This is a genomic window from Paramesorhizobium endophyticum (genome assembly GCF_014640615.1).
Classification (GTDB): domain Bacteria; phylum Pseudomonadota; class Alphaproteobacteria; order Rhizobiales; family Rhizobiaceae; genus Paramesorhizobium; species Paramesorhizobium endophyticum.
Genome location: NZ_BMHH01000008.1, coordinates 187,254 through 210,983, shown reverse-complemented (window position 1 = coordinate 210,983; position 23,730 = coordinate 187,254). Strand labels below are relative to the sequence as shown.

The following is a 23,730-nucleotide window of genomic DNA, read 5'->3' as shown; positions in this document are numbered from 1 at the left end:
AACTCCTCCCTGTTATGTCGTTACGCCGTTGCGCCTGTTATGATTTCGTAGCCGGTATCGACGATCTTCTTTTCAGGCGGCCGCTCGCTCGTCTCCAGAAGCGTCTCCACCGCGATCCTGCCGATGTCGAAGCGGTGCGAGCGGATGGTCGAAAGCGGCAAGGGAAGCACCTGGCCGATATCGAGGCCGTTGAAGCCGAAAAGGCCGAGTTCCTTGCCGACGCTTATGTTCGCGCTCAGGCAATGGAAGAAGCCGCCCACGGCCATGTCATCGTTCGAGAACACCACGACATCGAGATCGGGCTTTCGGGACAGGAGAACGGCGAGCGTCTCGCGCCCGGCCATGGTCGAACTCGGACCGTCGACCCGCTCCTCTGCGGCGAGGCTCAAACCGGCTTCTGCGAGCGCGGTCCGCAGGCCCTTGTAGCGCAGGTATGCACGGCGGTCCGCGTTCCAGTCATGGCCGACATAGCCGAAGCGCCGGTAGCCGCGCTGAACCAGATGCCTGCCGGTTTCGTAGCCCGCCCCCTGCTGCGACAGGCCGACCGCAATGTCGATCGGCTCGGCGTCGATGTCCATCAATTCCGCGACACGAATCTTGCTGTCGGTGAGCATCAGCCAGGTGGATTCGGTATGCTCGAAACCCGTGGTGATGATGGCGGCGGGCTGCCATGCCAGAAGCGAGGAGACGAGATGCTGCTCCTTCAGCGGATCGTAATCCGTGACGCCGACCAGCGGCTGGTAGCCGGTCGAGACAAGGGCGGTGTGGATGCCGCGCAGCACCTCCGGGAAAACGATGTTGGAGAGCGATGGCAGGAGCACGCCGATCAAAGGGGAGCCAGCCGACGCCAATGCCCCCGCCGCGCGGTTGGGCACATAGCCCAGCAGGCGAATGGCTTCCACCACGCGGGCGCGCGTCGCCTCGGCAATAGGGCCCTTGTTGCGGACGACACGCGAGACGGTGATCTCGCTCACCTCGGCGAGCCTCGCCACGTCGGCCAATGTCGGCGCACCCTGCCGCATCAGGCAAATCCCTTCCCTGTTGAAGTCACTGACAGCGCTACCATCCCCTCTTGCCTCATCCAAGGCTCCGTGTCTATAACTGATGTTAGCGCTGTCATAAGTCAATAATACGGCAGCCGGGAGGAGATTATGGAACAGCGGCACATCGCCGTCATGGCACTGGGATTGGTGGGCCTCTTCACGGAAAGAAAGGTCTGACATGCCCCGCTTCGCCGCCAATCTGACCATGATGTTCAACGAGCATCCTTTCCCCGACCGGTTCGGGGCCGCCGCTGCCGCCGGCTTCACTGCCGTCGAATATCTCTTCCCCTATGACTATCCAGCCGAATTCATCGCGAAAAAACTGTCGGAAGCCGGGCTGAGACAGGCTTTGTTTAACCTGCCGCCGGGCGATTGGCCGAAAGGCGAAAGAGGGCTCGCCGCCCTGCCCGAGCGCAGGGACGAGTTCCGCAAATCCGTGAAGAAGGCGGTCGATTATGGCCAGGTGATTGGAACGCCGCTCCTGCATATGATGGCGGGGATCGCCTCGCCTGACGATCCAGCCGCGCAGTCCGCCTATCGCGATGCGGTGGCCTTTGCCGCAGATAGCGCGGGGGCTGAGGGGATCGGCCTGGTGATCGAGCCGATCAATGGGCGCGACATGCCAGGCTATTTCCTCGACGATTTCGACCGCGCGGTGGAAATCATCACCGGCCTCGGCCATCCCAACCTCAAGCTGCAATTCGATATCTACCACCGGCAGGTGATGCGCGGGGACGTGCTGACGGCGCTGCGGGAGATGATGCCGCTGATCGGCCATGTCCAGATCGCCTCCGTGCCTGACCGTAACGAGCCCGGCACCGGCGAGCTCGATGACTTCAAGGTTTTGTCGGAACTAGACCGGCTGGGATATAAGGGGTACGTCGGGTGCGAATATCGTCCGGCGGACGGCACGGTAGCCGGGCTCGGCTGGCTGCAGCGGCGCGATATGAACGACGAATTGGGAGGAAAGGTTTAACATGGCATTGGCGGCAAAATCGGGAGAAGGAACGATCGCGCTTGTGACCGGAGGCGGCACCGGCGTTGGCCGCGCCATCGCCGAGGCGCTGAGCGCGGAGGGCTATACTGTGGTCATCAGTGGGCGGCGGGCTGACGTGCTCGATAATGCCGCGCGCGAGATGGCAGCGAAGACCGGCGGCACGGTAAAGCCGGTTATTGCCGATGTTGGCGATCCCAAAGCGGTCAGGGCGCTTTTCGATGAGATCGAAAGCAGCTTCGGGCGGCTCGATCTCCTCGTCAACAATGCAGGCATCAATTTGCCCGCCGTGCCGATGGAGGAAATCACTTTCGAGCAGTGGAGCGCCATCCTCGCCGCCAACCTGACCGGCGCGTTCCTCTGCACGCAGCAGGCCATGCGGCTGATGAAGACGCAGACGCCGCACGGCGGACGCATCATCAACAACGGCTCTATCTCCGCGCAAACGCCGCGTCCGCATTCGGCGGCCTATACAACGACGAAGCACGCCATATCAGGGCTGACGAAATCGACCGCGCTCGACGGGAGGCCTTTCGATATTGCCTGCGGCCAGATCAATATAGGCAATGCGTCAACCGACATGACATCAAGAATGAGCAGCGGTGTCATGCAGGCCAATGGTGAGATTGCCAGCGAGCCGACGATACCGGTCGAACATATCGCCAACGCGATCATCTACATGGCGAGCCTGCCGCTCGATGCGAACGTGCTTGATATGACGGTGATGGCGACGAAGATGCCGCTTGTCGGGCGCGGATAGGGATTTTGTTCGGGTTATGTCGCAGTAGATCGGTGGCACCGTGCCCCAGAATTGCGCCGCGCGCGGCATCGAACTGAGCGCCGGTCGGGTAAGCGGTGTGGTCACGGAAGCCGGCACCATACGGACGAAGACAGTGGTCATGGCGGGAGGCGCATGGGCATCCTCCTTCTGCAATCAGCTCGGCATTCGTTTCCCGCAAGCCTCTGTCCGCTCTTCCATCGCTGTCGCACGGTGGAAACCCCATCTGATGCACCGCGCGGAAGCAGGCGCACTTGCCAAAACCCGCCGCCATGGGGCGTTTTGTGGGACTCAGTCCCCTATCGGAAAAGCAAACCCAGCTTTCACTCGATCCATGACAACCATGGTTTTGAAACCCTTGATGTCGTGGTTCTCGTAGAAGAACCGACGGGTGAAGGCTTCGTAGTCTTCCATGTCCCTTGCCGTAATCACGAGGATGAAATCGGCATCGCCCGTCACGTAATAGCCGATCATCACCTCTTTAGTCGCGCGGATCGCTGCTTTGAAGCGATCGACGATATCCGCCCGTTCCCGCTCCAGCGAGACGAGAACGATCATGGTAATGCCGCGTCCTGCCGCCTTGGGCGAGACGATCGAGACGTCTGCCTCGATCACGCCTTCTTCGCGCAATCGCTTCAGCCTTCGCTGGCACGCGGTCGGTGAAAGATTCGCGATCTGCGCAAGCTCCTCCGACGTCAGGCGATTGTTTTTCTGAACGGCTTCAAGCAACGCCCGGTCGGCTCTATCCAACGTATTCATGTCGAAATCCTGCGTTTGACGATCGAAGGAAGCATAATTCCTGCGTGGGGCATCGTGTCAATGCAGCCATATGATCATGGCACTTCGCTAGTCTTCTCACCGAACACAATTGGAGCCCGCCATGAAAGGCATCGCCGCCGCTGCCCTGAAGAATTTAAAGCGACCCGATTTGATCGAGCATCGTGCCTTTCTGGCTGGTAACTGGGCAACGCGCAACGAAACGTCCGGCGTCATTGACCCGGCTGCGGGGGAACATCTTATCGACGTTGCGGCCTGCTCGCTCGAAGACGCCGATGCTGCAGTCAGCGCCGCGAAGCATGCCTTTCTCGGTTGGCGCGACAAGCCGCCGGTCGAACGCGGACGGATCCTTCGCAACTGGGGCGAGCTGATGCGCGACAACGCACAGGACCTTGCCGTCATCATAACGGCTGAACAGGGCAAGCCACTGGCAGAGTCGCTCGGCGAAATTTCCTATGCCGCAAATTTCCTCGACTGGTTTGCCGCCGAAGGGGAGCGCGCCTATGGCGAGACGATTCCGAGCCACCTGCCCGGCAGTCGCCTTGCGGTCCAGATGCAGCCGCTGGGCGTCACCGTCGCCATCACGCCATGGAATTTTCCCTCAGCCATGATCACCCGCAAGGCTGGCGCAGCCCTCGCCGCCGGCTGCACCATGATAGTCAAGCCGGCGCCGGAAACACCGCTTTCTGCGCTGGCGCTTGCCAAGCTCGCCCAGGAGGCGGGGATGCCCGCTGGCGTATTTCAGGTGATCACCGGAGATGCCGCACCACTTGCTCGCCGCCTGCTTGAACACACGGATGTCCGCGCATTCTCCTTTACCGGCTCGACCGAAGTGGGCCGGATATTGCTCACGCAGTCGGCTGCGACGGTCAAGAAAGCTTCGCTGGAACTAGGCGGCCATGCGCCGTTCATCCTGTTTGACGACGCCGAACTTTCCAAAGCGGTAAAGGGCTGCATTGGTGCGAAATTCGCGACATCCGGCCAGGATTGCCTTGCCGCCAACCGCATCTATGTCCAGCGCGGCGTTTTCGATCGCTTCGTCGATCAGTTCGCCGAGGCAACCGCCAAACTCAAGGTCGGCCATGGCCTCGAGCCGGGCATCGATATCGGCCCGATGACGCGCCCTTCGGTTGCCGAAAAATGCCGCCAGCAGATTGCGCAGGCGCTCTCTGCCGGTGCCCGCCTCGTCTATGGAGGGCAGGACAGTCCGCTCGGCGGCAATTTCGTCATGCCGACCGTGCTGGCCTACGTTACCGACGACATGTTGATAGCCCGTGAGGAAACCTTCGGGCCGGTCGCCGCAATCCTTCCCTTTGAAGACGAACGCGACGTCCTTATCCGCGCCAACGCCACCGAAATGGGGTTGGCAGCTTATGTTTACACCAATGATCTCAGTCGCGCGATGCGCCTGACCGACCGGCTCGAATACGGCATGATCGCCGTTAACACGCCGAAATTCACCGGCGCGCCGATTCCATTCGGCGGCTGGAAGCAATCGGGCCTTGGCCGCGAAGGCTCGCGCCACGGCCTCCTGGAATATCTCGAAGCAAAATATGTCTGCTTCGGCGATCTCGCTGCTTGAAAGGATCCTCCGTCATGACCATCAACCTCAACCAGATTGCCGAGATGGACCGTATCTCGGTCCTTCACCCCTTCACACAGCTCAAGGATTTCGCGTCCGGCAAGATGGGCGATCCGACGATCGTCGAAACCGGCAAGGGTATCCGCATTCAGGATGCACATGGCAGGCAGTGGATCGACGGTTTTGCCGGTCTCTACTGCGTCAATGTCGGCTATGGCCGCACGGAGGTGGCTGAGGCCATTTCACGACAGGCCTATCGCCTCGCCTATTATCACTCCTACGCCGCGCACACGACGGACGAGCTCGCCATCCTCTCCGATCGCCTGGTGAAAATGGCCCCGGGCAAGATGAGCAAGGTTTTCTATGGCATGTCAGGTTCCGATGCCAACGAGACGCAGATCAAACTTGTCTGGTATTACAACAACCTCCGCGGAAAGCCGAATAAGAAGAAGATCATTTCCCGTGAACGCGGTTATCATGGTTGCACCATCGTGTCCGGTTCCATGACCGGCATGAGCTTCTATCACGACCACATGGACCTGCCGCGCGCCGGCATTCTTCATACTGGCGCACCGCATCACTACTGGGGAGCGAATGCAGGCGAAACAGAGATCGAATTTTCCAAGCGGCGTGCAGACGAGCTGGAAGCTCTGATTTTGCGCGAGGATCCGGACACGATCGGCGCTTTCATCGCCGAGCCGGTGCTCGGAACGGGGGGCATCACTCCGCCACCTCACGGTTATTGGGAGGAAATTCAGAAAGTCCTAAAAAAATACGACATTCTGCTCATTGCCGACGAGGTCATCACCGGTTTCGGGCGTACTGGCTCAATGTTCGGATCGCAGCATTATAATATCGAGCCCGATCTTATCACCATCGCGAAAGGCCTGACCTCCGCCTATTTTCCACTGTCGGGCGCAATCGTCGGAGAAAAGGTCTACAAAGTGCTGGAAGACGGGGCCGATCGTGTCGGCGCTTTCTCGCACGGTTATACTTATTCAGGCCATCCGATCGGTGCTGCGGCGGCCAACGCCGTCCTCGACATCGTCGAGAAAGAGGACCTGCCAGGCAATGCGCGTGCAGTCGGCAGTTATTTTCAGGAGCAGTTGAAGGCGAAGTTCGCTCAACTTCCCATCGTCGGAGAGGTCCGTGGCGTCGGTCTGATGGGCGCCATCGAGTTCGTCGCCGATCGCGAAAAGAAGACACGCTTCGCGCCCGGTCTCTCCGTTGGCGCGCGCGTTTCCAAAGCTGCGCGCAATCTCGGCCTCATCGCACGCGCCATGCCCCATGGCGATATTCTCGGCTTTGCGCCGCCGCTCGTCACAACGAAGGAGGAAATTGACGAAATCGTCGCCATCGCCGAACGCGCCGTCCGCTCGGTTATGGACGAATTGGTTCAAGCAGGCGAAAAGATCTGATGCATTGCGACCGAGCGAGGTGAGTTCGCTTGGTCAATGCCTCCTTCCTGAGCAAGAACGCGGCGATTGCGCTTATTACCGGTGCAATCGCCCTTGGGCGATGCATAATGCTTCATCTTTTCAACGAAGCGTGCATAATGTCATGAGATATCGCCGTCATAAAACGGGACAATTTCATGCGCCGTCAAGCCAATCCGCTCGCCCCCCGTCCACTCTCGGCGATGAAGCCGGTGGCCTGGCTCCCGAGGCTTGCCAAGCAGAAAGGGGAGACGAAGCATGCCGCGCTCACAGAATGCATCATCGCCGATATCGACGCCGGGGTACTCAAGCCGATGGATCGCATGCCCACGCATCGCGATCTGGCACGCGAACTCGGCATTTCCGTTCAGACCGTCAGCCTGTCCTACAAGGAGGCCGAACGGCTTGGATATCTGAGTGGTGAGATCGGTCGCGGTACTTTCGTCAAGGCACGTGTAACGGACCGTGCCGGCCGGATGATGCTTGATCACAGCACCAGCGAAGTGCTCGATCTTTCCATCATTCGCGGCGTCTATCTCGATGCGCATGACGATGCGTCACGGGAAATCTTCCGCGAAATGGCCGATGGCAGCGTGGCGGAATTCATGCGTCCCTGCCGACCGGTCGCGGGCCTGGATCGCCATCGCGAGACCGCACGCATCTGGTTGAGCACGCTCGGCGTCAATGCCGGGGCAGAGCGCATTCTCATCACCAATGGGGCGGCCCATGGTATTTTTCTGGCGCTGGCCTGCATCATCCGCTCTGGCGACGTCGTGTTGACTGAAAATCTTACCGATCACGGCATTATCGGACTTTCCAACATCCTCGGCTTCAGCCTGAAGGGCCTGCCTACGGATGAGCAGGGCATTTTGCCCGACGCGCTGGAAGCCGCCTGCGCCGCCGGTGGTGTCCGGGCGCTGGCATGCATTCCCACGCTCAACAATCCGACCAGTCATGTCGCGAGCGCCGAGCGCAGACGCGAGATTGCCGCGATTGCAAAGCGTTATGGTGTTTTCATCATCGAAGATGAGGTTTATCGTCCGATGATTGAGGATGATCTGCCTTCGATCACCGAGATGCTCCCCGATCTAGGCTTCTTCGTCACAAGTTTCACCAAGACGGTGCTGACCGGCTTGCGTGTCGGATATCTCGTCGTTCCGCCAGCATATGCCATTCGGGCGGCATCCATCTTGCGCGTATCCAGTTGGAGCGGCACTTACCTGAGCGGCGAGATCGCTACGCGCTGGGTCGAGAACGGGACGGCGCTACGACTGCTCGAGATCCAGCGTGACGAGGCTCGTGCCCGGCAGAAGATCGCGACGGACGTTCTTGGCACGCATATCGCATCCAGCCATCCGCTCTCGCTCTGCGCCTGGCTGAAGGTTCCGCCACACTGGACCGAGGATGGTCTGGTTCGCGCGCTCGCTAATCAGAATGTCGCCGTCACGCCGTCCGAACCGTTTATTGCCGGAGCTCATCATGGCGGCGGCATCCGTATCTGTTTGGGCGGCCGCATGAGCCACGCGACGTTGACCAAAGCGTTGACGACCGTGCGCCTAACTTTTGAGCAATTGCCTCCTGTTTATGACATCGGTTCGATCGGTTAGCGCCCTTTCACCGTGATTATTGAATCATTACAATATAATAATTGACATGCTTTTGCTTCGCTCTCAACATGACAATTATGAAGAGCGAAACCGTGTCCAAATTACCCGAACAAAGGATACTGCCGGTCACGCTGGCGGATATTGAGCGGGCTGCTGCACGCATCGTCGGCCATGCAGCCCGCACTCCGCTCATTCGCTCGAACACGCTGTCCGACCGCACTGGCCTACCGGTCTATCTCAAGCTCGAAACGCGTCAGCCCATCGGCGCTTTCAAACTGCGTGGCGCGATGAACGCAATTCTGTCGCTCGACGCTGCGGCGCGCAGGCGCGGTCTTGTCACCGCCTCGACAGGCAACCACGGTCGCGCCGTCGCCTATGCCGCTCGCGAACTGGGGGTGCCGGCCACGATTTGCATGTCTTCGCTCGTTCCAGCCAACAAGGTCGAAGCGATCCGTGCGCTCGATGCCGAGATCCGTATCGTCGGCACGTCCCAAGATGACGCGCAAGAAGAGGTCGAGCGCTTGGTCACGAGCCGTGGAATGACCCCAATCCCGCCCTTCGACAATGCGGAAGTCGTGGCCGGTCAAGGCACGATAGGCCTCGAAATCATCGAGGATTTGCCTGATCTTGCAACCGTGCTTGTTCCCCTCTCCGGCGGCGGTCTGGCGGGCGGCATCGCCGTTGCCGTCAAGGCGTTGAAGCCACGGGTGCGGGTCATCGGCATTTCGATGGAGCGCGGAGCGGCCATGCATGCGGCGATTGCTGCCGGCAGGCCCGTTCCGGTCCGCGAAGAGGAAACACTGGCGGATTCGCTCGGCGGCGGTATCGGTCTTGCAAACCGCGTCACCTTTAGGCTGTGCAACGCTCTCCTCGATGAGATTGTGCTCCTTACCGAAACCGAGATCGCTGCCGGCATCCGCCATGCTGCCCGCGAAGAAGGCGAAGTTGTAGAGGGCGCGGGAGCGGTTGGCCTTGCGGCCATTCTTGCAGGCAAGGTCGAACTTTCAGGGCCGACAGCCATCATCGTGTCGGGTGGCAATATCGATGAAAAAGTCCACCAGAGAATTGTCGAAGGGGCCACCGTATGAGCCGCATCAGCATCCTGACGGAAAGAGATCTTCGTGCCATCATCAAGCTTGACCTTGCGGCGATCGATTGCGTCGAGCAGGCCTTTGCCGCGCTTGCTACGAAATCGGTTGCAATGCCGCCGATCCTGCGCCTTGATATACCGGAATTTCGGGGCGAAGTGGACGTGAAGACGGCCTATGTGCCGGGCTTCGAAGGTTTTGCGATCAAAGTCAGCCCCGGCTTTTTCGACAATCCCAAGCTCGGTCTGCCGAGCCTCAATGGGCTGATGGTCCTGTTCAGCGCGAAGACCGGACTGGTCGAAGCCCTTCTTCTCGACAATGGTTACCTGACGGATGTGCGAACGGCAGCGGCTGGTGCGGTTGCTGCGAGACATCTGTCGCGTGAAGACGCCTCTGTCGCCGCAATCTTTGGCTCTGGAATGCAGGCGCGTTTGCAACTCGCGGCGTTGATGCTGGTGCGTCCGATCAGATCGGCCCGCATCTGGGGGCGCGATTACACCAAGGCGCAGAGACTTGCCGATGATTTCACCCGCGACTATGAGTTGGAAGTCACCGCTGTGGCCGACCCGAGCGAGGCCATGCGCGGCGCCGATATCGTGGTCACCACGACGCCGGCGGAAAGGCCGATCCTCATGGCCGACTGGCTGGAACCCGGCCAGCATCTGACCGCGATGGGATCGGATGCGGAGCACAAGAACGAGATCGATCCGGCCGTCTTCACCCGGGCGACATATTTTCCCGACCGCATCACCCAGACCCGTATTCTCGGTGAGTTGCATCATGCCATCAAGGCAGGCACGGCGGATTCCGACCAGCAATTCGCCGAGCTGGGTGCCGTCATCGCCGGCAATTCGAAAGGCCGGGCAAGCGCACAAGAAATCACCTTCGCCGACCTCACCGGGACCGGCGTACAGGATACTGCCATCGCCAATCTGGCCTTCACCCGCGCAAGAGACGCGGGCAGCGGCCATACCATCAAGAACGACATCAAAGTGGGAGATGCTGCGTGAGCGTGACGCTGAACTTTACGCGCGAGGAATATGCCGAGCGGCTATCCAAGACCCGTCATGCCATGGAAAAGGCCGGGATCGATCTTTTGATCGTTACCGATCCTTCCAACATGCATTGGCTCACCGGTTATGATGGCTGGTCCTTCTATGTGCACCAATGCGTGCTGGTGCCGCCGAACGGCGAGCCGATCTGGTACGGTCGCAAGCAGGATTCCAACGGCGCCAAGCGCACTGCCTATCTCGACCAAGCCAATATCATAGGCTATCCAGACCACTATGTGCAGTCGACCGAACGGCACCCGATGGATCTGCTGTCACAGATCATCGACGAACGTAAATGGTCGAGCCTCACGATTGGCGTCGAAATGGACAATTACTATTTCTCGGCCGCCGCCTTTGCTTCGCTGCAAAAACATTTGCCGAACGCTCGATTCAAGGATGCAGCCGGTCTGGTGAACTGGCAGCGCGCGGTCAAGAGCCCCACCGAACTTGGGTTTATGCGCAAGGCGGGCAAAATCGTCGAGCTAATGCACAAGCGCATCGTCGATGTCGTCGAACCAGGCATGCGCAAATGCGACCTCGTTGCCGAAATCTACGATGCCGGCATTCGCGGTACATCTGAATTCGGCGGCGACTATCCGGCGATCGTCCCGCTTCTGCCATCGGGGGTGGATGCTTCCGCGCCGCACCTGACATGGGATGACAAGCCGATGCGTGCGGGTGAAGGCACGTTTTTCGAGATCGCCGGCGCCTATAAGCGCTATCACTGCCCGCTTTCGCGCACCGTATTTCTCGGCAAGCCGACGCAGGCATTTCTCGATGCAGAGAAGGCAACACTCGAAGGCATGGAAGCCGGACTTTCCGCCGCCAAGCCGGGCAATAGCTGTGAGGACATCGCCAACGCGTTCTTCGCCGTGCTGAAAAAGTACGGCATCATCAAGGACAATCGCACCGGTTATCCAATCGGTCTTTCCTATCCGCCGGATTGGGGCGAGCGCACCATGAGCCTGCGGCCAGGCGACCGCACGGAGCTTAAGCCTGGCATGACTTTCCATTTCATGACCGGCCTCTGGCTGGAAGACATGGGCCTCGAAATCACCGAAAGCATTGCGATCACGCAAACGGGCGTCGAATGCCTGGCGAACGTGCCTCGTCAGCTTTTCGTTAAAGGTTGATGCGATGCTGACCAGCTTGCCCCGCCCCTCGCCGATCACGCCCTCCGTTGATTTCGACGCCAAAGGCGTCCAACACGGGCACCTGCGCCTCCCCTATAGCCGGGATGACAGCGCCTGGGGTTCGGTGATGATCCCGGTCTGCATTATTGCCAATGGCGAAGGTCCAACGGCCCTGCTAACCGGTGCCAATCACGGCGATGAGTATGAAGGTCCCGCTGCCCTCTTTGAACTGGCGCAGACGCTTGATCCGTCGCAGGTGAGCGGACGCATCATCATCGTGCCGGCGCTCAACTACCCGGCATTTCGAGCCGGCACGCGTACCTCGCCGATCGACAGAGGAAATTTGAACCGCAGCTTTCCGGGACGCCCGGACGGCACGGTGACCGAGAAGATCGCCGATTACGTCACCCGCCATCTGATACCGCTGGCTGACATCGTGCTCGACTTCCATTCGGGCGGCAAGACGCTGGATTTCCTGCCCTATGCCGCAGCGCATGAACTGCCCGATAAGGATCAGGAAAAGCGTTGCTTCGATGCTGTTGCGGCTTTCGCGGCGCCCTATTCGATGAAGATGCTGGAGATCGACGCGGTCGGCATGTTGGATACGACCGTCGAGGATATGGGCAAGGTATTCGTCACCACCGAGCTTGGCGGGGCCGGAACAGCAAGCGCCCGTTCCATCGACATCGCGCGCAGAGGCTGCCTCAATCTCCTGCGCCATGCCGGAATTTTAAAGGGCGCGCCGGACATTCGGCCGACGCGCTGGTTGGACATGCCATCGAGCGACTGCTTCACTTTTGCGCAGGATGACGGACTCGTCGCTTTTGCCCGCGATCTCGGCGAACCGGTCAAGACGAACGACATCATTGCCCGGGTCTATCCTGTCGGCAAGACCGGCATCGCGCCCGTCGATTACCGCGCCGCCATGGATGGCGTGCTTGCTGCGCGCCACGTTCCCGGCCTCATCAAAGCCGGAGATTGCCTTTCCGTCATCGCGACGATTGCGGAAAAACCCTTGTTTTAGCTGCATGATCTTATCCGAAAAGTCTGCAACTTTTCGGGATCATGCTCTAGCGAGAAGAACAGCGTGAGACTCGAAAACGGGCCACGATCCACCAACCAGAGGAGAACTAGACATGCGCATCACGAAAATCACGGGACTTTCTGTGCTCGCTCTTGCTATTGGCATCGCGTCTGCCAGCGCACTTACAGTGGAAGAGGTCAAGGAGCAGGGTTTTATCCGCGCCGCGACGGCCAATGAGGTCCCCTATTCCTATATGCAACCCGACGGCACTTCCGCCGGGATCGGTCCTGACGTCGCCAATGCCGTGCTCAAATCCATGGGCATCAACGACGTCAACTGGACGGTAACGCCGTTTGGCACGCTCATCCCCGGCCTGAAGGCGCGCCGCTTTGACTTTGCTGCCGCTGAACAGAATATCTCGCCGGAACGCTGCAAGCAGGTGGCCTTTACCGAACCGAACTCGTCCTATGGCGAGGGGCTTCTGGTGAAGAAGGGCAACCCGAAGGGTCTGAAGACCTATGCCGACATCGCCAAGGATCCGTCGTTGAAAGTGGCCGTTGTCTCAGGCGCGAACAATGTCGACTTCCTGCGTGCGGTCGGCGTCAAGGATGAACAAATCGTCTTTATCCCGGCCAATGCAGATGCGATCCCGACCGTTCAGAGCCGGACCGATGCCTATGCGGCTACCGAGCTGACCGTCTCCGCACTCGCCAAAGGTCAGGCCCAGGTCGAACAGGTAGCGCCGTTCGAGGACCCGATCGTTAAAGGGGCGCCCGTTCGCAATTATGGCGGCTTCGCCTTCCGCCCGGAAGACAAGGAACTGCGCGACGCCTTCAACGCAGCCCTGGTCGAATTCCGCAAGACGGACGAGTACAAAGCGATCCTCACCAAGTACGGCCTTTCCGAACAGAGCATTGCCGCGGCTGCCGAAAAGAAGGTCGCGGACCTCTGCGCAGGCAAGTAACGGCTGACGGCGCTCGATCCGGATCGAGCGCCGTTCGAACGAAACTTGGGAGTCTTCCAGATGGACTGGACAGCCTATTTTCCAATGCTCTGGCAAGGTGCGGTCGTCACCATGACGATAACGCTCGCGTCGATCGCCATCGGCGCGGTGCTAGCCTTCTTTTTCGGCATTCTGCGTGTCGAGGGCGGGCCGATCCTGTCGACCGGCGCGCTTTGTTACACGGAGGTGTTTCGTGGCACCTCGCTGTTCGTCCAACTTTTCTGGTTTTACTATGCGTTGCCTCTGGTCGGTCTGAGCTTTGAGCCCATGACGACCGGCATTCTGGTTCTGGCCGCCCATGCCGGTGGCTATGGAGCGGAGATCGTGCGCGGCGCGCTCTCGTCTGTATCCGCACAGCAGCTGGAGGCCGCTCGTGCCTTGAATTTCGGCCGCTTTCAGACGCTGTTTCGCATTTCGCTGCCGCAGGCAATCGTCGAGATGATGCCCGCTTTCGGCAACCTTGCGATCGAGACGCTGAAGCTCTCCTCGCTGGTGTCGCTGATTTCCATCGCCGATCTCACTTTCGCGGCGCAGTCGATCCGCAACATCACGCTCGACAGCGCAAGCATCTACTCGATCACGCTCCTTTGCTACTTCGCCATGGCGCTCGTGCTGATGGTCGCGATCCGGATGATCGAGCGTTTCGTGCGCCGCGGCAGCGTGTTTCCGCGCGCAGGTCATTTGTGAGGACGTTGCCTTTATGATGTACGGTTACGAATGGGACACGACGACCTGGCTCACCTACACGATCTCGATCCTGCCCATCATCCTGATCGGCTTGACAGTCACGTTGAAGGCAGCCGCCGCCGGCTTTGCCATCGCGCTGGTGCTTGGTCTCGTCTTCGCTCTGCTGCGCCGCAGCCAGGTCAAGGCGGTTTCCTGGACGACCGCTTTGATCGTAGAGTTCCTGCGCGACACGCCTTTGCTGGTGCAGCTATTCTTCCTTTATTACGTGCTGCCCGATTTCGGCATCGTGCTTCCGGCGTTCCTCACCGGCGCGCTGGCGCTCGGTCTGCAATATGCGGCCTACACATCGGAAGTCTATCGTGGCGGCATCGAAGCCGTGCATCGTGGACAATGGGAAGCAGCAACTGCGCTCAATCTGACGCGGATGCAGACCTATCGCGACATCATCATTCCACAAGCCATTCCGCGCATCGTGCCGGCCATGGGCAACTATCTCGTCGCCATGATCAAGGAAACGCCGGTTCTCTCCGTGGTCACCGTACTTGAGATGATGGGGCTAGCCAACATGATTGGCGAACGCACCTTCGAATATCTCGTGCCGCTGACGCTTGTCGGTCTGATCTTCCTTCTCCTGACGCTGATCTGCTCAGCAGGCCTCCACCGATTGCAGAAAGCTCTTCCAAAAGCAGGAATACCCTTGCGATGACCACCGACATCAATCAGCCCCTCATCAAATTCTCCGATGTGACGAAGCGCTTCGGTCTTCTGACAGTGCTGGACAATTTCAATTTCAGCGTCGCGAAGGGTGAAAAGGTTACGCTGATCGGGCCGTCCGGCTCCGGGAAATCGACCGTCCTGCGCATCCTGATGACGCTCGAGCCTTTTCAGGAAGGCAGGCTCACGCTTGACGGTACATCCTATCACGAGCCGGGCGGCAAGGGGCGGTTCCTGGCTTCCGAGAAACATTTGCGCCAGATCCGCAATCACGTGGGCATGGTATTCCAGAGCTTCAATCTCTTTCCCCATATGACAGTGCTTCGCAACGTTGTCGAAGCGCCGATCCGGGTCTTGGGGATGAAGCGTCCAGAAGCCGAGGCACGGGCGATCGAACTGCTCCAGATGGTGGGGCTGGCGGACAAAAAGGATCACTACCCGGCGCAACTTTCCGGCGGACAGCAGCAGCGCGTGGCGATCGCCCGCGCGCTTGCTATGCGCCCTCGGGTTCTGCTTTTCGATGAGCCGACTTCGGCGCTTGATCCCCAACTTGTAGGCGAAGTACTTTCTGTCATTCGTGGATTGGCGCATGAGCACGATCTGACGATGCTGCTCGTCACTCACGAGATGCGTTTTGCCCGTGAAATCTCCGACCGCGTCTGCTTTTTCGATAAGGGCCGTATCTGCGAAGAGGGTAAACCGAATGAAATATTCGGCGCGCCACAGCAGGAACGGACGCGGGAATTTCTATCTTCAGTTCTACAGTGACGCCGAACTCGACGAGGCCGTCAAAGGCGCATTGGATCAGAACATTGCACAGATGGAAGGGATATAGGAAGCAGCCACCATAAATCGCGATCGGCAGTTTAGCGGCCGTTGGTCTGGGTCGGGTCCCCGGTGTCTTCGGCAAGTGCCTCCTGCACGGCCTGCTGGGTGTCGAGCTTGTTTTCAGCGCAAGCACGCCCTTCAGGAGGGAACGGCGGCAGCGAGCAGCCGCACCGGGACCAATTGTTCTTCATAATGAGTACAACCTGTTCGATGCCGCTATCGCGAAATGAGGTACCACTTCCCAGTCATCAGCGCGGAGTTGCGCCCCGGTTTGATCTGACATAAGCCAAGCGCATGGCCTCAGAAGATTCAAAGAAAAGCCGCGCGACGCTGCTCGACGTGGCGCAGCGGGCGAATGTTTCCCGCGCGACGGCTTCGCTCGTCATCCGCAACAGTCCGCTGGTCGGCGAGGCGACGCGGCTGCGTGTTCAGGCCGCCATCAAGGAACTGGGCTATGTCTACAATCTCGGCGCGGCGCGTTTGCGGGCGGAGCGCAGCCACACCGTTGGGGTGATTGTGCCTAACCTGACCAACCCGTTTTTTGCCGAATTGCTGGCCGGTATAGAGAGCGTGATTGATGTCGCGGGCATGGTGGTTTTGCTCGCCAATAGCGCCGATCTCCCGGACCGGCAGGATATGGTCATCCAGCGGATGCGCGAACATGGAGTGGACGGGCTCATTCTTTGCCCCGCCGCGGGGACCGAACCGGATCTGTTCAGGCGCCTTGCCGATTGGCGCCTGCCGCTGGTGCAGGTTCTGCGCCGTTTTTCTCACCATGTGGATTATGCCGGCGTCGATTATGCGGGCGGAATGCGGCAGGCAGTCGAATATCTCTCGTCGTTGGGGCATGAAAAAATCGCGTTTGCCGTGCATGGCCTCATCCACCCGGCTTATCAGGAGCGGGTAGACGGGTTCCGCGAGGCCATGTCCGCGCATGGCTTCGATGCCAGCATGATCATCCGCGTTCCCGACCAGCTCGTCCGGATCGCGGCGGCCGCGCATCTTCTTTTCGAGGAGCAGACCCAACCCACGGCGGTCATCTGCTTCAATGACGTCATTGCCCTTGGGCTTGCCGCCGGACTCTATGACCGGGGCATTGCCATAGGGCGCGACCTGTCGCTCGTTGGCTTCGACGACGTCACCGACGCCGAGGCCGTTCGCCCCCGGCTGACCTCGGTCGCGACCATGCCGGCTGAAATCGGCAAGAATGCAGCCCGGCTGCTGCTCGACCGGCTCAAGGAGCCAGCCCTGCCGCCACGCAGCATGGTCAGGCCGGCGGTTTTCCATGTGCGCCAATCCTGCGGACCGGCTGCTGCTTTGACCGCCTGATCCAGGGAAGATTAACGGTTGACGGCGGCGCCATTAACTTTTAGATCGATCTAAATGACCGATGTCTCGAAGGAGAGCGAGATGTTGGACAGGGAGGGCTCTTCATGCATGAATTCAATTTCGCGCCGGTGCTTGCCTCGTTCGACCAGCTTCTGCTGGGAGCCTGGTACACCATCGAGCTCTCCTGTGGGGCAATGCTGCTCGGTCTCCTCGTTTCGATCGTCTGCGCCTGGGGCAAAACCTCCGGCCCGGCGCCGCTGCGCTGGCTGATCGACGCCTATATCGAGATCATCCGCAACACGCCCTTCCTGGTGCAGATATTCTTCATTTTCTTCGGCCTGCCTTCGGTAGGGCTGCGCCTGTCCCCCAACGGTGCAGCGGTGCTGGCGCTGGTGATTAATTTCGGGGCATATGGCACCGAGATCATCCGCGCCGGAATCGAGTCGATCCAAAAGGGTCAGATGGAAGCGGGCACCGCGCTCGGCCTGTCAAAGCTGCAGGTCTTCCGCTACATCGTCATGAAACCGGCGCTGCGCACGGTCTATCCGTCGCTCACCAGCCAGTTCATCTATCTGATGCTCACGTCCAGCGTTGTCTCGGCGATATCGGCCACCGATCTTGCCGCCGCCGGCAACGATCTGCAATCCTCCACCTTTGCCAGCTTCGAGGTCTATATCGTCATCACGCTGATGTATCTGGCGATGTCGCTGGGCTTCTCCGCCATCTTCTCCCTCATCGGGAAGATGGCCTTCAAATACCCGCTGAGCCGATAGGAGCCGGGCATGATCAGACCTTTCGGCTGGAACGAGTTCCTTATCATCGTCATGGCGGCGCAGTGGACCATTGCGCTTTCGGCCATCGCCTTTGCCGGCGGCGGCATCGGAGGTCTGCTGATCGCGCTCATCCGCGTCTCGAATGCACGAGTCCCGCGGCTTCTCGCCACCGGCTTCATCCGGCTGTTCCAGGGAACGCCGCTGCTGATGCAGCTCTTCCTGGTTTTCTTCGGCATGAATATTTTCGGGTTCCCCATCAATCCCTGGCTTGCGGCGGCCGTGGCTCTGACGCTCCATGCCAGCGCGTATCTCGGCGAAATCTGGCGCGGCTGCATCGAGGCGGTGCCGTCAGGCCAGCGGGAGGCGGCGACGGCGCTGGGACTGCGCTACTTCAACCGCATGCGCTACATTATCCTGCCGCAGGCCGCACGTATTGCCGTGGCCCCGACGGTCGGCTTTCTGGTTCAGCTCATCAAGGGTACGTCGCTTGCCTCGATCATCGGGTTCACCGAGCTTACCCGGCAGGGACAGATCATCAACAATGCGACATTCAGCCCGTTTCTGGTGTTCGGTACGGTGGCGGCGGTTTATTTCGTGCTGTGCTGGCCGCTCGCTCTCATTGCGCGGCGCATGGAGCATAAATTTTCCCGCGCAACGGCACGTTAGAGCATGATCTCGATAGAGTTGCAGGCTTTCGGACAAGATCATGCGGCTGAACAAGAGAACCCCTGCCGGGGGGAGGACCGGCGCTTAACCAGGCAAGGACAGGGAAATGAACATTACAAGACGCATCGCAATGGCAGTGATTGCCGCCGGTTTGATGGCGGGCGCAGTGGCAACGAGCGCCTCGGCCCAGACCGTCGAAGGCATCAAGGCCGCGGGCGCGGTGAAGATCGGCATGCTGGTCGATTTTCCGCCCTTCGGCATCATGAATGAGAAGAATGAGCCCGATGGCTATGACGCCGATGTAGCCAAGCTGCTCGCCAAGGCGCTCGGCGTGAAGGCGACGATCGTGCCGGTCACCGGGCCGAACCGCATTCCATACCTCCAGAGCGGCCAGGTCGACGTGCTTGTCGCCTCGCTCGGCGTTACGCCGGAGCGGGCGAAGAATGTCGACTTCTCCAAGCCTTATGCGGGCATCTCCATCGGCATTTTCGGCGCCAAGGACGTGGCGGTGTCCAAGCCCGAGGATCTGGTGGGCAAGACCATCGGCGTCGCCCGCGCCAGTACGCAGGACATGGCCGTAACCAAGGTTGCGCCGGAAGGGGCGAAGATCCAGCGCTTCGATGACGACGCCAGCGCGGTGCAGGCGCTGCTCTCCGGCCAGGTGGATCTGATCGGCGTTTCCAATGTGGTGGCGGCGCAGATCGAGAAGGCCGCTCCCGGGCGCTTCGACCAGAAGCTCCAGCTGAGCCGTCAGGTGCAGGGCATCGCGGTGCGCAAAGGTTCCACCGAGCTTCTGAACTTCGTCAATCAGTTCATCGACAAGGCGAAAGCGGACGGCGAATTGAACAAAATTCATGAGAAGTGGCTCGGCTCGCCGCTGCCCGACTTCGTCTCAGACGCCAAGTAAACAGCCAAAGAAGAGGAGTTCCCCGTATGACACAGGTGACGGCCAGCCCATCGCAAGGTGACGTGCGGGGAGCGCCCGATATCGCCGTCCTGATGGAAGGCGTTGAAAAATGGTATGGTACTTTCCAGGTGCTGAAGGGCATCCACCTCTCGGTGCGCCGGGGTGAGCGGATCGTGATCTGCGGCCCCTCCGGCTCCGGAAAGTCCACGCTGATCCGCTGCATCAACCAGCTGGAGACCATCCAGAAGGGCCGTATCGTTGTCGATGGCCACGGCTTGACCGCGGGCGGCAAGAATGTCGAGCGCGTGCGGCAGGAAACCGGCATGGTCTTCCAGCAGTTCAATCTTTTTCCGCATATGACGGTGCTGGAGAACTGCACCCTTGCTCCGATGAAGGTGCGCGGCGTCTCCAAGCCAGAGGCAGAAAAGACGGCGCGCAAATTCCTGGAGCGGGTGCGCATTCCAGAACAGGCGGAGAAATATCCGGCGCAGCTTTCCGGCGGACAGCAGCAGCGGGTTGCCATTGCGCGGGCGCTGTGCATGAACCCGAAGATCATGCTTTTCGACGAGCCGACCTCGGCACTCGACCCGGAAATGGTCAAGGAAGTGCTCGACACGATGATCGACCTTGCTCGCGAAGGCATGACCATGCTGTGCGTGACGCATGAAATGGGCTTCGCCCGCAGCGTCGCCGACCGCGTTATCTTCATGGACCGCGGCGAAATCCTGGAACAGGGCTCGCCGGACGAGTTCTTCGGCAATCCGAAGCATGAGCGCACGAGGAATTTTCTCGGTCAGATCGCCTGACCCAACCCCATTCCCTAAAAGGACGAACAGCGTGAAGGAAAATATCCTCCTCGTCGAGCCGATGATGAATGCTATCGAGGAACGGCTCGACGCGGCCTATACCGTGCACCGGCTATACGATCCGTCGGAAGCCGGGACCATCGAAGCCGCGCTTCCTGCGATCCGGGTAGTTGTTACGGGTGGCGGTTCGGGCCTTTCCAATGACTGGATCGAGCGTCTTCCCAGCCTGGGCATCATTGCCATCAACGGCGTCGGCACGGACAAGGTGGACCTTCCCTTCGCCCGCAGCCGGGGCATTCACGTCACCACCACGCCGGGCGTGTTGACCGACGATGTGGCCGATATGGGCATGGCGCTCATGCTGGCGGTCATGCGCCGCATTCCGCAAGGCGACCGGATGGTGCGCGAGGGCCGCTGGGCGCAAGGTGAGCCGTTCCCGCTTGGCATGAGCCCGAGGGGCAAGCGTATCGGAATTTTGGGTCTGGGCCAGATCGGCCGCGCGTTGGCCAAGCGGGCCGAGGCGTTCGGCATGGCTGTACGCTACTGGAACCGCTCGCCTGTCGCCGATGCCGGATGGATGCGTCACGAGACACCGGTGGACCTCGCGCGCGATAGCGACGTGCTGGCCGTCTGCATCGCCGCCAGCCCGGCGACGGAGCGGATCGTCGATGCGGGCGTCCTGTCGGCGCTCGGCCCCGATGGCATCCTCATCAACGTCGCGCGCGGCAGCGTGGTGGACGAGGACGCGCTTCTGGCTTTCCTCAATGCGGACGGCATCGCAGGCGCGGGCCTCGACGTGTTCGCGGGCGAGCCGAAAATCCGCGAGGCCTTCTTTACCGCTCGCAACACGGTGCTCATGCCGCACCAAGGCAGCGCAACGGTGGAAACCCGCATCGCCATGGGTGAGCTGGTGCTCGCCAATGTAGCGGCCTATTTCGAGGACCGCACGCCGCCCACCGTTGTCAATTGACCGGAATCCAGACCATGATTATCCGCCAGGCTTTCTTCGAAGGCAGCATTCACCCCGGACGCGAGGAGGCCTTCAAGGCTTACGTCACGGAAAAACTGCTGCCCATGTGGCGTCAATTTCCGGGCGTGAAGGAAGTGCGCGTACTCTACAATATCGAGCGCGATGCAGGCGCTCCATCCTACCCGATGGTGCTTTCCACCATGTTCGATGGCCGCGAAACGCTCGCCGCCGTGCTCGAATCTCCCGTGCGTTACGAAAGCCGGGAGATGACAAAGGGCCTCCTCGAAATGTTCGACGGCCATATCCATCATCATGTCTTCGACATGGCGCATGGGTGAAGCGCAAAGATAAAATTGGCCATCGTAACGGCCAGATAACCGATCAGGATGGCTTTACCGCTCTGATGACATATAGCGGTGCTGTACGGTCCGGGGGAGGCCCTTCCAGAAACTCATATGCCGGGCTTGGGCGCGATGAATCTTGCGCATGTCAGTGTCGATGGTTACGTCTCGAAAGCCTGCCTTGCGGAGCAAGGCCGCAACCGTTTCCGCTTGCACCACCGGAAAAATGCGCCCGGGAAAGAATGCTGCGATGGTTCCCATTTGCTCTCGCGGCAATTGCGCCTGCTCGATTTGCTTAAAGCCCAGACGCTGTGCCAGATTGACGAGTTTCTGAATAAGCCGTTCGAACGGCGTCTGGTTGACGAAATCGCCATCGATTCAGCGAATGCCGCTTCGGGGTTCGCGATGACTGCCGGCGTCGGGGTGAGAACCACTCAATACCTGCGGTGGTTCGCATGTTTCGCCGCGCAATGCGTCCCAAATAGAACCATGGACGCCGCGCACAAATCACGCTGCGGACCATGAGCCTTTGCCCGCCCCGCGTTCTTTTACGTCTTCGAAGTTCAGCCCAAAGCGTGCTAGATATTTGCCGAGGCGGTCGGCATCGTTGGCGCTTTTCTTTTCCAACCGGGACCTTGCGAAAAGCACTCGCCCGGCGGCGCTGAGAGAGGCGCTTTCGCGGCAGACTTTCAGGACGGTTTCAAGCTGGCAGCGATCGAACAGGTCGAGCCGCTCCGCCTCCGCGCCCAGCACCTCATCGATAAGGCCCGTCTCCGCGCCGCCGGGCTCACCGATACGCCACAGGGATTTGAGCCGAGCGATCTCGTCCTCGACGTCATCGACCGTGATGCGCCCCTGCGGCGCCAAGGTCGCCATGCGCGTGATGGACGCGGAGAGGTCACGAAAATTGGCGTTCCACCGCCCTTCCGCGCTGATGGCGAAATCGAGATAAAGCTGGCGGGCTTCCTTGTTGAAGGTGACATTCTGCCCCTCGCGCTCCAGATAGCGTTTCAGCTCGAACTCGACATTCGGCTCGATATCCTCCGGCCGCTCCCGCAGGGCGGGCAGGCGGAAGGTCCACAGATTGAGCCGGGCATAAAGGTCTTCTCGGAAGCGCCCTGCCCGCACGTCGTCGCCGAGGTCGCGGTTGGTTCCGGCGATCAGCTGGAAATCCGCCGACACCTCCCTGTCCGATCCCACCGGGAGGAAGCGTTTGTCTTCGATGGCGCGCAAGCACATCGCCTGCTCGTCGAACCCGAGGTCGCCGATTTCGTCGAGGAACAGCACCCCCTTGTCAGCCGATTTGAGCAGCCCAGGCCGCTCGCCCACCGCACCGGTAAAGGCGCCTTTGACATGGCCGAACAGGGTCGCCATCGCGTGGTCGCCGCGCAGGGTCGCGCAATTGATCTCCACGAACGGCCCTGTCACCTTGTGCTGCGCCTTCTTAAGATCATAGATGCGGCGCGCCAGCTGCGACTTGCCCGCCCCTGTCGGCCCTGTCAGCAGGACCGGCGCGGTGGACCGGATGACGACACGCTCGATCCGGTCGATCATCCGGTTGAAGGCGGCATTGCGCGTCGATATGCCGGATTTGAGGAAGGCGGCGGCATCTTCCCGCTCGGACGCGAAGCGCTTGGCGATCTCGTCATAACGGGAAAGGTCGAGATCGATGATGCTGTGCGTGCCGGCGAAGCTGAGCTCCCCCTCCAGGTCTAGATCCCTATGTCGCGACGGGGACAATTGCAGCAGCCGCGCCGGGATGATGCGCGCCTCCGTTAGCAGGAACCAGCAGATCTGCGCCACATGCGTGCCGGTGGTGATGTTGACGAGATAATCCTCCGCGTCCGGATCGAACGGATAGGCGCGGGCGAAATCGCGCAGCGTCGTATAGACCTCCGAGAAATCCCAGGGATTGGCGAATTTCACCACATTGCGGCGCACCTGCGTGGCGGGCGACACCATCTCGATATCGCCGACGATCCGGCTCGCCAAGCTCTCCGAATGATTGTCGTGCAGCAATTCCAGCCGGTCGATGAACAGGCCCGGCTGCTGGCACAGCGCTACATTCGGCCGCCAGCGGCTCCAGCGCTTGTCCAGCTTGCCCACATCGAGCGTCGTACCGAGGATGCTGATGGCGACCCGCTTTTTCATCTTATCCAATTATATAAAGTTATATCCATATTTATAAGATA

General features: G+C 60.2%; 24 protein-coding genes and 1 pseudogene. 22 read left to right on the top strand and 3 right to left on the bottom strand.

Annotation, left to right across the window (positions count from 1 at the left end; genetic code table 11):
• Positions 1-20 precede the first annotated feature (20 nt).
• A complete protein-coding gene (locus tag IEX53_RS12195) occupies positions 21-1,031 on the bottom strand; it encodes a LacI family DNA-binding transcriptional regulator (RefSeq protein WP_444542149.1) in 1,011 nt (336 codons plus the stop codon).
• A 190-nt stretch (positions 1,032-1,221) separates the two neighbouring features.
• On the opposite strand from IEX53_RS12195, the gene otnI reads away from it, so the two are divergent.
• From otnI to IEX53_RS12180, 3 genes and pseudogenes are all read left to right on the top strand, one after another.
• Positions 1,222-2,019 (top strand): 2-oxo-tetronate isomerase, encoded by a 798-nt coding sequence (otnI, locus tag IEX53_RS12190; RefSeq protein WP_188824423.1) that lies wholly within the window; start codon positions 1,222-1,224, stop codon positions 2,017-2,019.
• A gap of 1 nt (position 2,020) precedes the next feature.
• On the top strand, positions 2,021-2,797 hold the full coding sequence (locus IEX53_RS12185; protein WP_188824422.1) for an SDR family oxidoreductase: 777 nt from the start codon (positions 2,021-2,023) through the stop codon (positions 2,795-2,797).
• A 28-nt stretch (positions 2,798-2,825) separates the two neighbouring features.
• Positions 2,826-3,170 (top strand): annotated as a pseudogene (locus IEX53_RS12180) (FAD-dependent oxidoreductase); the annotation flags it as partial.
• On the opposite strand, the gene IEX53_RS12175 reads toward IEX53_RS12180, so the two are convergent.
• Positions 3,107-3,574, bottom strand: coding sequence for an Lrp/AsnC family transcriptional regulator (locus IEX53_RS12175; RefSeq protein WP_188824421.1), 468 nt, complete (start codon positions 3,572-3,574; stop codon positions 3,107-3,109). The pseudogene IEX53_RS12180 and the gene IEX53_RS12175 sit on opposite strands and share 64 nt — an antisense overlap.
• Positions 3,575-3,695: 121 nt before the next feature.
• On the opposite strand from IEX53_RS12175, the gene IEX53_RS12170 reads away from it, so the two are divergent.
• From IEX53_RS12170 to IEX53_RS12080, 19 genes are all read left to right on the top strand, one after another.
• Positions 3,696-5,174, top strand: coding sequence for an NAD-dependent succinate-semialdehyde dehydrogenase (locus IEX53_RS12170; protein WP_188824420.1), 1,479 nt, complete (start codon positions 3,696-3,698; stop codon positions 5,172-5,174).
• Between the two features lie 14 nt (positions 5,175-5,188).
• Entirely contained in the window at positions 5,189-6,592 is a 1,404-nt protein-coding gene (locus IEX53_RS12165; RefSeq protein WP_188824419.1) for an aspartate aminotransferase family protein, read from the top strand.
• A 176-nt stretch (positions 6,593-6,768) separates the two neighbouring features.
• The gene (ehuR, locus tag IEX53_RS12160; RefSeq protein WP_188824418.1) at positions 6,769-8,217 is read left to right on the top strand and encodes a MocR-like ectoine utilization transcription factor EhuR; all 1,449 of its coding nucleotides are present in this window, start codon (positions 6,769-6,771) and stop codon (positions 8,215-8,217) included.
• Between the two features lie 68 nt (positions 8,218-8,285).
• Positions 8,286-9,305, top strand: a complete 1,020-nt coding sequence (gene eutB / locus IEX53_RS12155; protein WP_188824417.1) for a hydroxyectoine utilization dehydratase EutB — start codon at positions 8,286-8,288, stop codon at positions 9,303-9,305.
• A complete protein-coding gene (gene eutC, locus IEX53_RS12150) occupies positions 9,302-10,315 on the top strand; it encodes an ectoine utilization protein EutC (protein WP_188824416.1) in 1,014 nt (337 codons plus the stop codon). Before eutB ends, eutC begins: the two co-directional genes overlap by 4 nt.
• The gene (gene doeA, locus IEX53_RS12145; RefSeq protein ID WP_188824415.1) at positions 10,312-11,490 is read left to right on the top strand and encodes an ectoine hydrolase DoeA; all 1,179 of its coding nucleotides are present in this window, start codon (positions 10,312-10,314) and stop codon (positions 11,488-11,490) included. The genes eutC and doeA overlap by 4 nt, the downstream gene beginning before the upstream one ends.
• Before the next feature lie 4 nt (positions 11,491-11,494).
• A complete protein-coding gene (gene doeB / locus IEX53_RS12140; RefSeq protein ID WP_188824414.1) occupies positions 11,495-12,514 on the top strand; it encodes a N(2)-acetyl-L-2,4-diaminobutanoate deacetylase DoeB in 1,020 nt (339 codons plus the stop codon).
• 112 nt (positions 12,515-12,626) lie between these two features.
• On the top strand, positions 12,627-13,478 hold the full coding sequence (gene ehuB / locus IEX53_RS12135; protein WP_188824413.1) for an ectoine/hydroxyectoine ABC transporter substrate-binding protein EhuB: 852 nt from the start codon (positions 12,627-12,629) through the stop codon (positions 13,476-13,478).
• Between the two features lie 60 nt (positions 13,479-13,538).
• Positions 13,539-14,204: an ectoine/hydroxyectoine ABC transporter permease subunit EhuC gene (ehuC, locus tag IEX53_RS12130; protein WP_188824412.1), complete on the top strand. Its 666-nt coding sequence runs from the start codon at positions 13,539-13,541 to the stop codon at positions 14,202-14,204.
• Positions 14,205-14,217: 13 nt separating this feature from the next.
• Positions 14,218-14,910, top strand: a complete 693-nt coding sequence (gene ehuD, locus IEX53_RS12125; protein ID WP_188824411.1) for an ectoine/hydroxyectoine ABC transporter permease subunit EhuD — start codon at positions 14,218-14,220, stop codon at positions 14,908-14,910.
• A complete protein-coding gene (ehuA, locus tag IEX53_RS12120) occupies positions 14,907-15,686 on the top strand; it encodes an ectoine/hydroxyectoine ABC transporter ATP-binding protein EhuA (protein WP_188824410.1) in 780 nt (259 codons plus the stop codon). The genes ehuD and ehuA overlap by 4 nt, the downstream gene beginning before the upstream one ends.
• 354 nt (positions 15,687-16,040) lie before the next feature.
• Positions 16,041-17,075, top strand: coding sequence for a LacI family DNA-binding transcriptional regulator (locus IEX53_RS12115; RefSeq protein ID WP_188824409.1), 1,035 nt, complete (start codon positions 16,041-16,043; stop codon positions 17,073-17,075).
• A 104-nt stretch (positions 17,076-17,179) separates the two neighbouring features.
• Positions 17,180-17,848 (top strand): amino acid ABC transporter permease, encoded by a 669-nt coding sequence (locus IEX53_RS12110; protein WP_188824408.1) that lies wholly within the window; start codon positions 17,180-17,182, stop codon positions 17,846-17,848.
• 9 nt (positions 17,849-17,857) lie between these two features.
• The gene (locus IEX53_RS12105) at positions 17,858-18,514 is read left to right on the top strand and encodes an amino acid ABC transporter permease (RefSeq protein WP_188824407.1); all 657 of its coding nucleotides are present in this window, start codon (positions 17,858-17,860) and stop codon (positions 18,512-18,514) included.
• A gap of 106 nt (positions 18,515-18,620) precedes the next feature.
• Positions 18,621-19,421 (top strand): transporter substrate-binding domain-containing protein, encoded by an 801-nt coding sequence (locus IEX53_RS12100; RefSeq protein WP_188824406.1) that lies wholly within the window; start codon positions 18,621-18,623, stop codon positions 19,419-19,421.
• A gap of 26 nt (positions 19,422-19,447) precedes the next feature.
• The gene (locus IEX53_RS12095) at positions 19,448-20,227 is read left to right on the top strand and encodes an amino acid ABC transporter ATP-binding protein (protein ID WP_188824405.1); all 780 of its coding nucleotides are present in this window, start codon (positions 19,448-19,450) and stop codon (positions 20,225-20,227) included.
• Positions 20,228-20,258: 31 nt separating this feature from the next.
• Positions 20,259-21,197 (top strand): 2-hydroxyacid dehydrogenase, encoded by a 939-nt coding sequence (locus IEX53_RS12090; RefSeq protein WP_373288634.1) that lies wholly within the window; start codon positions 20,259-20,261, stop codon positions 21,195-21,197.
• Positions 21,198-21,211: 14 nt separating this feature from the next.
• A complete protein-coding gene (locus tag IEX53_RS12085) occupies positions 21,212-21,535 on the top strand; it encodes a hypothetical protein (protein WP_188824403.1) in 324 nt (107 codons plus the stop codon).
• Between the two features lie 117 nt (positions 21,536-21,652).
• Entirely contained in the window at positions 21,653-22,063 is a 411-nt protein-coding gene (locus IEX53_RS12080) for a hypothetical protein (RefSeq protein ID WP_188824402.1), read from the top strand.
• On the opposite strand, the gene rtcR is transcribed toward IEX53_RS12080, so the two are convergent.
• Positions 22,046-23,689 carry an RNA repair transcriptional activator RtcR gene (rtcR, locus tag IEX53_RS12075; RefSeq protein ID WP_188824401.1) on the bottom strand — a complete coding sequence of 548 codons (1,644 nt, stop codon included), beginning with the start codon at positions 23,687-23,689 and terminating at the stop codon, positions 22,046-22,048. The genes IEX53_RS12080 and rtcR overlap by 18 nt on opposite strands.
• Positions 23,690-23,730 lie beyond the last annotated feature (41 nt).